8 protein-coding genes and 14 tRNA genes (1 of these 22 only partly in view) are annotated in these 10,691 nt (G+C 30.0%); all 22 read left to right on the plus strand.

All coding sequences use genetic code 11. The features are described 5' to 3' along the window. Positions 1-3: 3 nt before the first annotated feature. Positions 4-80, plus strand: a tRNA-Arg gene (locus F3K33_RS02010). 5 nt (positions 81-85) lie between these two features. Next, positions 86-161 (plus strand) — tRNA-His (locus F3K33_RS02015). A gap of 3 nt (positions 162-164) precedes the next feature. Beyond that, a tRNA-Gln gene (locus F3K33_RS02020) sits at positions 165-239 on the plus strand. 7 nt (positions 240-246) lie between these two features. After that, positions 247-322 (plus strand) — tRNA-Lys (locus F3K33_RS02025). 17 nt (positions 323-339) lie between these two features. After that, positions 340-424, plus strand: a tRNA-Leu gene (locus F3K33_RS02030). A gap of 5 nt (positions 425-429) precedes the next feature. Further along, positions 430-504: transfer RNA gene (locus tag F3K33_RS02035), tRNA-Gly, on the plus strand. A gap of 23 nt (positions 505-527) precedes the next feature. Further along, positions 528-601 (plus strand) — tRNA-Gly (locus tag F3K33_RS02040). Between the two features lie 5 nt (positions 602-606). Further along, positions 607-682 (plus strand) — tRNA-Lys (locus tag F3K33_RS02045). Between the two features lie 57 nt (positions 683-739). Further along, positions 740-814, plus strand: a tRNA-Gln gene (locus F3K33_RS02050). 7 nt (positions 815-821) lie between these two features. Further along, positions 822-897: transfer RNA gene (locus F3K33_RS02055), tRNA-Lys, on the plus strand. Positions 898-916: 19 nt separating this feature from the next. Next, positions 917-1,001: transfer RNA gene (locus F3K33_RS02060), tRNA-Leu, on the plus strand. A gap of 5 nt (positions 1,002-1,006) precedes the next feature. After that, a tRNA-Gly gene (locus tag F3K33_RS02065) sits at positions 1,007-1,081 on the plus strand. 23 nt (positions 1,082-1,104) lie between these two features. Further along, positions 1,105-1,178: transfer RNA gene (locus tag F3K33_RS02070), tRNA-Gly, on the plus strand. A gap of 46 nt (positions 1,179-1,224) precedes the next feature. Next, positions 1,225-1,301 (plus strand) — tRNA-Arg (locus F3K33_RS02075). A 590-nt stretch (positions 1,302-1,891) separates the two neighbouring features. Further along, complete coding sequence (locus F3K33_RS02080; RefSeq protein ID WP_039771131.1) at positions 1,892-3,004, plus strand: glycoside hydrolase family 113; 1,113 nt, start codon at positions 1,892-1,894, stop codon at positions 3,002-3,004. A gap of 297 nt (positions 3,005-3,301) precedes the next feature. Continuing rightward, positions 3,302-5,350: an MASE3 domain-containing sensor histidine kinase gene (locus F3K33_RS02085; protein WP_039771129.1), complete on the plus strand. Its 2,049-nt coding sequence runs from the start codon at positions 3,302-3,304 to the stop codon at positions 5,348-5,350. A gap of 102 nt (positions 5,351-5,452) precedes the next feature. After that, positions 5,453-5,836, plus strand: coding sequence for a hypothetical protein (locus F3K33_RS02090; protein WP_039771127.1), 384 nt, complete (start codon positions 5,453-5,455; stop codon positions 5,834-5,836). A gap of 6 nt (positions 5,837-5,842) precedes the next feature. Further along, on the plus strand, positions 5,843-6,472 hold the full coding sequence (locus F3K33_RS02095) for a hypothetical protein (protein WP_039771125.1): 630 nt from the start codon (positions 5,843-5,845) through the stop codon (positions 6,470-6,472). Further along, complete coding sequence (locus F3K33_RS02100) at positions 6,472-6,783, plus strand: hypothetical protein (RefSeq protein WP_039771123.1); 312 nt, start codon at positions 6,472-6,474, stop codon at positions 6,781-6,783. Before F3K33_RS02095 ends, F3K33_RS02100 begins: the two co-directional genes overlap by 1 nt. A gap of 75 nt (positions 6,784-6,858) precedes the next feature. Further along, a complete protein-coding gene (locus F3K33_RS02105; RefSeq protein WP_039771121.1) occupies positions 6,859-9,321 on the plus strand; it encodes a glutathionylspermidine synthase family protein in 2,463 nt (820 codons plus the stop codon). Positions 9,322-9,422: 101 nt separating this feature from the next. Continuing rightward, positions 9,423-9,632, plus strand: a complete 210-nt coding sequence (locus F3K33_RS02110; protein ID WP_023975999.1) for a DUF350 domain-containing protein — start codon at positions 9,423-9,425, stop codon at positions 9,630-9,632. Between the two features lie 206 nt (positions 9,633-9,838). Beyond that, positions 9,839-10,691 carry the start of a M13 family metallopeptidase gene (locus F3K33_RS02115; RefSeq protein ID WP_039771119.1) on the plus strand. Its footprint extends 1,208 nt past the window's final position, so the window shows 853 of its 2,061 coding nt (coding positions 1-853); the start codon lies at positions 9,839-9,841; its stop codon lies beyond the right edge, outside the window.

Below are 10,691 nucleotides of genomic sequence, written 5' to 3' on the forward strand. Positions count from 1 at the left end.
TATGCGTTTTTAGCTCAGCTGGATAGAGCAACGCCCTTCTAAGGCGTGGGCCAGGGGTTCGAATCCCTTAAAACGCACCATTATGGTGAACGTAGTTCAGTTGGTAGAGCGCCAGTTTGTGGCACTGGTTGTCGTGGGTTCGAGTCCCATCGTTCACCCCATACAGGGATATCGCCAAGCGGTAAGGCAATGGACTTTGACTCCATTATTCGTAGGTTCAAATCCTGCTATCCCTGCCATTATTTTGGTTCACTAGCTCAGTCGGTAGAGCACATGACTTTTAATCATGGTGTCCCGGGTTCGATTCCCGGGTGAGCCACCAAATTCATAAAAATTTATGCAGGTGTGGCGGAATTGGCAGACGCACTAGACTTAGGATCTAGCGCCTAACGGTGTAAGAGTTCGACTCTCTTCATCTGCACCAAATGAGCGGAAATGACTCAACGGTAGAGTGCCACCTTGCCAAGGTGGAGGCTGCGGGTTCGAATCCCGTTTTCCGCTCCATTTATATAAGAATAAATGAATATGCGGGTATCGTATATCGGTAATACTCCAGCCTTCCAAGCTGGAAAGGTGGGTTCGATTCCCACTACCCGCTCCAATTATGCGTGATTAGCTCAGTTGGTAGAGCACCTGACTCTTAATCAGGGTGTCCAGGGTTCGAATCCCTGATGACGCACCAATAGTAAACTTATTATTTACTTAAAAATTTGGGATAACATGTAGTTCATTCCATTACAGGGATATCGCCAAGCGGTAAGGCAATGGACTTTGACTCCATTATTCGTAGGTTCAAATCCTGCTATCCCTGCCATTATTTTGGTTCACTAGCTCAGTCGGTAGAGCACATGACTTTTAATCATGGTGTCCCGGGTTCGATTCCCGGGTGAGCCACCAAATTTATAAAAAAACTTATGCAGGTGTGGCGGAATTGGCAGACGCACTAGACTTAGGATCTAGCGCCTAACGGTGTAAGAGTTCGACTCTCTTCATCTGCACCAAATGAGCGGAAATGACTCAACGGTAGAGTGCCACCTTGCCAAGGTGGAGGCTGCGGGTTCGAATCCCGTTTTCCGCTCCATTTATATAAAAATAAATAAATATGCGGGTATCGTATATCGGTAATACTCCAGCCTTCCAAGCTGGAAAGGTGGGTTCGATTCCCACTACCCGCTCCAAAAAACAACTGATTTCAGTTGTTTTTATTTATATAAAAATTAATATGCACTTGTAGTTCAGTTGGATAGAGCGTTGGACTTCGAATCCAGAAGTCGTGAGTTCGAATCTCACCAAGTGCACCATTAATAATGGTGATGCCAACAATTTAGAGTTTTTCTAAATTGTTGGCGTTTTCTATTTATAGAGCATAAAAAATAAAAATCAGGGTTGGGCTGTCATTACATTTTTGCCTAATTTTTCGTTATATAGTAATATATTAGAAGATGATATATTGATGAGAAGTAATAATAAGGTTATTTAGAAGAACTATGTAAATCTTTGTTATTTCTATTTTGCTCGATAAAATATGTGATGGTGGAACTAAAATTCTATCTAGTCTGATAAAGAGTTATTTTGAGGAAATTCAGAGAAAGGACTAATAGTAGACAGTAAGAATTTAGGTATAATATTTGTAAGAGGGAATGAAAAAATATCTAATATAAACGCGCCTATATTGTAAAAGAGTTTGTTTTCTGAAGTACTTACTGTAAGTCGTGTTGAATATTAAGTTGCTATATTTAGAGCTTGAAGGCTTAATGTTATTAATATAATGTAGGATTTTCCTAGTTATTGAGATTTTTGAAAAAGTAATTTGAGAAATACGCAAACTGAGTAATGAAGGTGTATGGAAATAATATACAATTAACTGATAGAGTAGGTGGTAGGTGATAAAATGACTAAAAGAGGAGTATTAATATTTATTACTTTAAGTATGATTACATTTGCTTTTTATGCTTATAACATTAACGTAGAGTCAAGAGGATTTATTAATGAGATGATTAATAAAATAGAGGGAAAAACATTAAATTCAAAATTTCAAATAAAAATTAAATCTGGGAATTTATCAACTGACTATAATATAGATCAAGTACTTAAAGATATAGATAAATTGCAGTTGAATACTTTAAATGTTCCAGTAGTTATAAATATAGATAGTAGAACTTCTGGTAATATGATAATAGATAAAGGAAGTGAGAAGAGGGCTATTGAATTATTTAAAAAATTAAGATGGAAGAAAATAAACATAATATTAGAACCTTATCCATGGATTGAAAACGGAAGTGTGGGAGAAACAGAATGGAAACCAGATAATATAGATGAGTTTTTTAATAACTGGATTAATAATGTTTTGGGAAATTTAATTAAAGATATAGCTATACCATATCATGTTGACGCATTAAACATAGGGACTAGTTTTGTGTATATGGAATCTAATGAGCAGAAAATGTGTGATATGGTTGATTATGTTAGAGATCGATATAAAGGTCTATTAACTTATAGAACAAATTTTTGGGTTACAGCGAAAGATTTCTCACCAGAATTTACAGATAAGTATAATGAAAAATTAAATAATAGGATATTTTCAAAGGTAGATTTCATTTCTATAGCAGCTTATTTTGAGCTTACTTCTAATGACACGAATACGGTAGAAAATTTAATAAGTTCATTAGAGCGTAGCCAAATATATGATAGAAAACAAAATATAAAACAGGAAGTAAAAAACTTCTATGATAAATGGAATAAGCCAATTTTCTTTGGAGAATTAGGTTTTCCAAGAACTAATAAGGCTTCTGTTCAGCCACATAATCCGTTGATTTCTGATATTGTAAATAATAAGGAACAGGCAAATTGCTTTGAGGCATATAGAAGCGTGTTTGAGAGTGAACCTTGGAACCTTGGATTCTCTATATTTGCAATAGGTGAAACTAGTGACGATAAAAAGTATTATCCAAGTGAGGAAAGTGCTGAAATTATAAGAAAATGGTATACAAAAAATGAAAGCTAATAAAAGGATATGTTTATAGGAAGTTTAATAAAAATGTATATAGGCTCTAACTTATAAAGTTTACAGTATATAGAGTTATTGTGAAGAATATGATATTCATGAGATGTTTTTATGATTAGTATTTTTTTAGAGCCTATATATAACTTTTTAAAAGAAGTTATAAAGCTTTTAGAGTTTTCCTATAACAACGAATACATTTACATATTTATGTATAAGTAGTAAAATAAAGAATAGTGAGATGATTAAACAAATCTAAAGATAATTTTATTAAGAAACGTTTATAAGGAGGTACACATTGTGAGTACAGGAGGAATTAGAAGGCTTTCAAAATCTATCAAATTTGAGTTGTTGATAGAATGGAGCTTTTTTTTTATTTTTATGGGATTTCTGATTATTATGAACAACTATAGTAATTTATTTTTTCATACTGGAATTGAGTTATTTATTAATTTTATTTTTGCAGTAGTATTTGTATTTGCTTTTAATACTTATAGAATTAATAAGAACAACTTCCTATTAATATTGGGAATTGGATACTTTTTTGTAGCAGTACTAGGAATATTTCATATGCTTACTTATACTGGAATGCCTTTCTTAAGCAGTATGGATGGATTAAAGATAGCAACCCAATTTTGGATTGCTTCAAGATACATGGGTGCTTTTACATGTTTGATTGCAATAATATTTAAAATAAGCCCACAAAGGAATATAAATCCGTACGCACTATTCATCGCTTATTTTTGCATAACAATATTTTTGATATCGTCAATATGTATATTTAAAGTTTTTCCAGATTGTTATGTGGAAAATGTGGGGTTGACCTCCTTTAAAATAGTTAGTGAATATGTATTGTGTACTGCATTTTTAATAATTGCTACTGTATTTTTTATATTCGGAAAAAATATTGATAAGTATTTATTTGTATGTTTTGAATGCTTTCTTATATTATCTGGAGTATGCGAAATGTTTTTTGTAAGTTATATAGTTCCGTCAGAATTTACCACTATAATAGGACATACTATAATGATTTTAGCTGCATATTTTTTATACAAAGGAGTTGTAGAGACAGGACTTAGAAAGCCATATAATCTTATGAATAGCGATTTATATACTGCTGATAATAAAGTGAAATTATTTGAAGAAATAGTATTTAATAATGAAGAATGTCTTAATATGATAATAAACAACTCTGACAATGCAATTTTTGTTATTAGTAATAATAAGTTTATATTTGCGAACAAGAAAATGGCTGAACTCTTGGGAGCGGAAAAGGTTGAAGAAATCATAGGAATAGATATTGAGAAAATAATTACAGATGAAGCTAAAGGTGCAGTTTATAGAAGAATAGATAATGCTATATGTAATAAATTAAGTACACCATTTGTTGAAAGCAAGCTATTGAGACTTGATGGGAAAATTGTGGACATTGAAGTTACAAATAGCTTTTGTATGTATAAAGGACAACCTTCTGCTATGGTCATGCTTAGGGATATTACCTCAAGAAGGCAAATACAACTTTTAGAAAGTAACATCGAGGAAAACAAAAAATTGATAAGTAAGGCTACAGAACTTAATAAGATGATGACAGAATTCTTTTCTAATATATCCCATGAACTTAAAACACCATTGAATGTACTTCTGGGTGCTGTTCAGATCTTATCATTGTCAGGCAATGATAAAAATAAGTTAGAATCAGGTAAATACTTAAAAACAATGAAACAAAATTGCTATAGGCTTGTAAGACTTGTAAATAATCTTATTGACATATCAAAGTTTGATTCTGGATACTTTAAAATGAATCTCCAAAATTATAATGTTGTAAGTGTCATTGAAGATATAACATTATCAGTTGCAGATTATGCAAATAATAAGGGGATTGACTTAATATTTGATACAGATGTGGAAGAAAAGGATATGGCAATCGATTTGGATAAAATTGAAAGGATAATGTTAAACTTATTATCTAATGCTATTAAATTTACTGATAAAGGAGGACAGATATTGGTTAATATGTATGATAAAAAAGATAATATTGTAATATCTGTTAAAGATAATGGCGTTGGAATGCCGAAGGATAAACTAAATATGATTTTTGAAAGATTTGGACAAATAGACAAAACACTTGCGCGCAATAGCCAGGGCAGTGGTATAGGGCTATCCCTTGTAAAATCTATTGTAGATATGCATAATGGAGATATTAAGGCTTTTAGTGAATTTGGAAAAGGAAGCGAATTTGTAGTCAAGTTACCTGTTAGATTTGTTGAAGATAAACTATTATCAGATGGACGTTTATATGAAAGTAAAGTAGAAAAGATAAGTATTGAGTTTTCAGATATATATTATTAAATTTGTAAATTTGCGTAATGACCTGTGCAGAGCACGACATGTAAGTGATGATAGATATGAGTAATATTTATTTAGTATTATAAAGTAAATGAGGAGTAAATAATGGAGATTTTTATTTATAGGACTTATAATGAGTGGTTTGATGATAAACCAACTGAGACCTTGGAGGGCGAGGTGAATTCTATATACAATGGAGTTTTAGTTATTGATACATTGGAAGACTTCAAGAAGTATAGGCAAATACTTTCGTTTATAAACAACTTTGCGATTGTTTATAAACTTTCATATGGTTTTTTATCGCATGCTAGAGAAATCAATATTTATTCAAATTTTAATTCTTGGCAAAACTCTAATCCGGAAATTACTATTATGGGAGAAGTATGTGAAAGTGAATCCACAGATAGTCACTTAGTTTTTATAACTCAAGAGGGGTTTAAGCAGTGCATATCTTTATGTGGAATTTATGCAGTAACATATGAAAGGTAGGATTATATGTATCTACAAGATATAGATTTAAGAAAGGTGTATAGAATATGGAAGTCAAATTTAGGGCCATTTCAAGGGTTCTTCAGAAGTACACCGTTTGTTTCCCTTCAAACCTATGATAATTTCATATTAAAAGAAGAAAATACATGTCAATGCAATCAAGGTGCATTGAATATAATAGTAGAAAACTGCAGCGAGAATAATTTTTTGATTGTTGATTTGCCTATTGATGAGATTTTAAATTTAGCATTTTTATTAAATAATGAATATTTTATAAAACCGATTCTAAATATTAATTTATTATTCCATCCATTTGGAATAATAGGGACAAAAGAGAATATTAATAAATTGATAAATAATGGTTTGAATTTAAAGAAAATAAGTACTGAAAAGTTTATTATGCTGATACCGTATGATAGGTATAATGATAATTGGAAGAGTGATGACTTGAAAGATAAATTGAATAATCAATATGGAATAAGTGATGATGATCTTCCAAGTGCGGATATACTAAAAATTCTTGGATACACTAAAATAACTATTTTGACTATAAATAAGATTAAAGATGACTTACAGGATTATATAAATTGTATAAATGAGGATATAGAAGTAGAAGTGATAAAGGTGAGGGGATAATGAAAGATTTCAAGCAGATAGTAAAGAAAAATAAGAGGAAAGCATTATCCATTGCGGTAGCTGCTGCATTTTTTGTAAGTGGACCGCTTGGATTTACAGGCTGTTACAACCCTCAAAAAGAAGATGACGAAGACCAAGATGGAAATGGTTCTAATTATAGTGGCAGTGGGCACGTTGGAGGGTGGAATAGTTTTAGCAGTGGTTCATCTATAAATAGTGACTCTTCTAGCAAGAGCAAAGCTAGCATATCAGATTCGTCAGTTGGTAAATCATCAGGATACTCTGGATCAAAGGGCGGAAGTTCAAGTTAGCATAAGCGACAAGATAATTAAAATTTTAAGTATCTTTATGTATGCAAAGAAATTATTTAGGATGTGGATTACTCTATGGAAAAACAGATTAATTATACTGAAGATGTTTTATTTAATAACTATATGGTGAGTTCTTTAGGTGAAGAGTATGTTCACTCGCAAATACCGTTTTATTTTGATAAATCAACTTATGAAAAAATGGTGTTTTATAGTGAAGAAATAAATAGAATTTCATTAAATGTACTTAAGAACATTAAGGAAGGGCATAGTGAGTTATTGAATTATTTTGATGATTTCATGTTTAAAGAAAAAATATTTAACTTGAAATGCCAAATGTCTCCGATGTTTTGGGCCAGATATGATACTTTTAGAGACGTTGATGGGGATATTTATTTTGCAGAATTTAATTATGATAAACCTTGTGGTCAAAAAGAAATTGATTTAGCAGGTAAATGTAGTTTTGATGGAAATATAAATGTTAGTTTTATAAATAATGTAGTTAAAGAATTATTAAAAATATGTAAAGAATATGAGATGGAGAAAGAAAAAATAGATGTGGGATTTTTGATGGATCCGTGTCATTATGAAGAATTACATCACAGTTATTACTTTAAACATATTTTGAAAGATACTAATATTAACATAGTACAAGTTGGACCCAATAATTTATCTGTAAGAGATGGATATGTTTATGCATATTCTAATTTTAAGCTTAAAATAATTTTAAGATTGTTTCCTACAGAATTTTTTTATGAAATTTCTAATATAAGTGAAATATTGAATTGTGTTGATTGTGGGAATCTATTGTTAATTAACGATCCTAGAGTAATTGCTATTCAGGCAAAAGGCTTCTTCGCTTATTTATGGAATCTAGTTAAATCTGATTCAAAGCTTCTTTCAATTAGGGATAAAGAAATAATTTCAAAATGTATTCCGTACACAGAAATACTAAATCAGGATGATATACAAGATGTAATAATCAATAAGGACAGCTATGTTGTTAAATCGTCCTTGGGTCGATATAGTCAAGAGGTTTACATAGGTAAGCTTTATACACAAGAAATGTGGGAAAATAAAATTGAAACTGTATCTAAAAGCAATAAAGTACATGTAAAGCAGAAGTTGATAAATATTAGACAAGAATATACTTATGCGCCTGGGAACAATAATATGAATATTCCAGTTTTGGCCTTTGGAAACTTTGGTATTTATATAATGGATTATAAAGTAGAGGGACTTTTGGTTAGATGGAGTAGAGAACTTCTAACTAATGATGATTACACATGGATGTGCCCAATAGGAGTTGAAAATTTCCCGGTTTATATAAAGGAATTTAATCCTAAAAATAGAAAAGAAATTTGGAATGAAATAATAGATGAAAGTGTATTTAAATATAATTTCACAGGAGCTTACACAAATATTTATGAATACATATCATTGAACTCACTAATTTTAAAAGAATGTGCCTATAAAGAAATGCTTTCAGTAAGTAGTAAGTTTTGTGAGATTTTAAAAAAAATATATCCATATATACAAAAAGAAATAGAACTTTTCGGTCCTATACTAGGTATACCAGAAGAACTTTATAAATTAGTTTCAACTTCATGTGCTACATCACTTTGTGCATTAGGAAGAATTGATTTTGCTATTGATAATGATGGAAGTTTGAAAATTTTAGAATTTAATTCTGAGACACCAGCAGGTTTAGTTGAAGCAATTGGATTAAATTCTATAATTAAAGAAAAACTTAATATCCAATATCAAAACCCTAATGTAAATCTCAAGGAGCATATAAAAAAATCATTTTTTAATATATTAGAAGAACTTAAGAAAATAAAAAAAGTTAAAAATATTGCTGTTGTAACTTCTTGGTATTATGAGGATATATATACAAGCAATTTAATAGCTGAAATATTAAAGGAATTGAATGAGTATAGTGTGATTTTTGGAAATATATATGATTTGAAAGTAAATAACAATAAAATTTATCTCTATGGGAATGAAATTGATGCCATTTATAGGCATTATCCATTGGACTGGTTTTCTTATGAAGATGAAATGAAAAAACTAATTGATCCTTTAAGTTCGGGACAGTACTTGATAAATCCTGGACATACACTTATAACTCAATCAAAGGCTCTATTCGCAGTTATTCATGAGCTTGTTAGAAAAAAAATCTTTTCACGTGATGATGAGGAGTTTGTTTTGAAATATATACCATATACATGTTTAGAGCCTGATAATGTTCTTTCTTTTGATTATGTAACCAAGCCATATCTTTCAAGGGAAGGAGCAGGTGTTATGTTAAGTTATGATGAAATGAGTAAAGAATTAGATGATATAGTGTTTCAAGATAGAATAAATATTAAAACGTTATATTCAAATATTTATTCAACAATGAAAGAGGAAAGCAAATACTTGTTTCCTGTAATAGGTACATATATAACAGGTGATATACCATCAGGAGTATTTACTAGAATGGGAGATTTTATAACTGATAAAAATGCAATGTGTGTTGCTACATACATTGAGTGTTAATATAGGCTTTAAATTTGATTAGTGTAATGTTAAAAATATACAATTATAGAAGAATATGAGCTAAGGCTAATTATTTAAATAGTAATAAGGAGGAGAGATTTATGACTGGTATTGTAAACAATATTGTAGTTAGTATTATTTTTGGATTGATAGGTATTATATTGCTGATTTTCGGATACTGCTTTTTTGATAAAGTACTAACTAAGATTGATTTTAATCAAGAATTAAAGGAGAAAAATATTGCAGTTGCTATAGTTATAGCTGGTTTTATGATTTCTATAGGAATTATAATTTCAGGAGTCGTATCTTAAAAATAATATATTTACGAAGAGTAATAATTCAAAAACCATCTTGAAATAAATAGATATTTCAAGATGGTTTTTTTTGTTTATTTTAAAAACATGAATTATTTATAGCAATAAATTAAATAATAGTATTAGGCTAACTTTAGGTGAAACGATTGGAATCGTTATTAAATAGATAATTACAATTAAAATACTAAGGAGGAGAGAGACGTATGAGAAAAATTACACTTAAGAAAATTACATCAATAATATTAGTATTATTTTTAAGTATATCAACTTCATTAAATAATACTCCATATAGCTCAGAATTTAATATAATAAGTGTTCTAAACAGTAATAGTATAGAATCATATAGTGATGCTAGGATAGAGGATGATTTTTATAATGCAGTAAATAAGGAATGGTTATCAAAGGTAAAGCTTGATGATGGATACATTTCCTATGGAACATTTGAGGAAGTATGTGGGAGAGTTAATGGAGATATTCTTAATATAATATCAGATATACAAAAAAATAAAGACAGTTATGATAAGAATAGCGATGAATTAAAAGTTTTAAACTTATATAACAACTATCTAGATATGAAAAAAAGAGATGAATTAGGGACAAAACCCTTAGAGAAATATATGAATCAAATAAATGAAATTAAGGATACGAATGATCTTAAAGCCATATTGAAGGATGATGAATTCTCATATTTTCAACCTCTAATAAACTTAGGCGTCGGTCCAGACTATAAGAATAGTAACATTAATGTTTTATATGTTTCTAGAAGTAATCTTGGATTAGGAAATTCGTTTTATTATAAGGATACTAGCGAGAAGAGTCAAAAAATAAAACAGATATATATAGATTATATAGCTAAATTACATATGCTATATGGAGAAAATGAAGATGTAGCAAAGAAAAATGCAGAAACTTTTTTTAATATTGAGAATGAATTTGCTAAAAAGATACCTTCTTATGAGGAGGAAGCTAAAGATGAAAACCGAATACAGAATTCTTATAATTTATATACAGTAAAAGAATTAAATAAGTTAATACCTAATGCAGATATACCTGGAT

The organism is Clostridium beijerinckii (genome assembly GCF_008705175.1).
GTDB classification, from domain to species: Bacteria; Bacillota; Clostridia; order Clostridiales; family Clostridiaceae; genus Clostridium; species Clostridium beijerinckii.

What these genes read in the sequence shown, in the direction of transcription:
- F3K33_RS02100 (WP_039771123.1), top strand. Translation starts at nt 6,472, where the DNA reads ATGAAAGATTTCAAGCAGATAGTAAAGAAAAATAAGAGGAAAGCATTA.
- F3K33_RS02080 (WP_039771131.1), top strand. Translation starts at nt 1,892, where the DNA reads ATGACTAAAAGAGGAGTATTAATATTTATTACTTTAAGTATGATTACA.
- F3K33_RS02110 (WP_023975999.1), top strand. Translation starts at nt 9,423, where the DNA reads ATGACTGGTATTGTAAACAATATTGTAGTTAGTATTATTTTTGGATTG.
- F3K33_RS02090 (WP_039771127.1), top strand. Translation starts at nt 5,453, where the DNA reads ATGGAGATTTTTATTTATAGGACTTATAATGAGTGGTTTGATGATAAA.
- F3K33_RS02105 (WP_039771121.1), top strand. Translation starts at nt 6,859, where the DNA reads ATGGAAAAACAGATTAATTATACTGAAGATGTTTTATTTAATAACTAT.
- F3K33_RS02095 (WP_039771125.1), top strand. Translation starts at nt 5,843, where the DNA reads ATGTATCTACAAGATATAGATTTAAGAAAGGTGTATAGAATATGGAAG.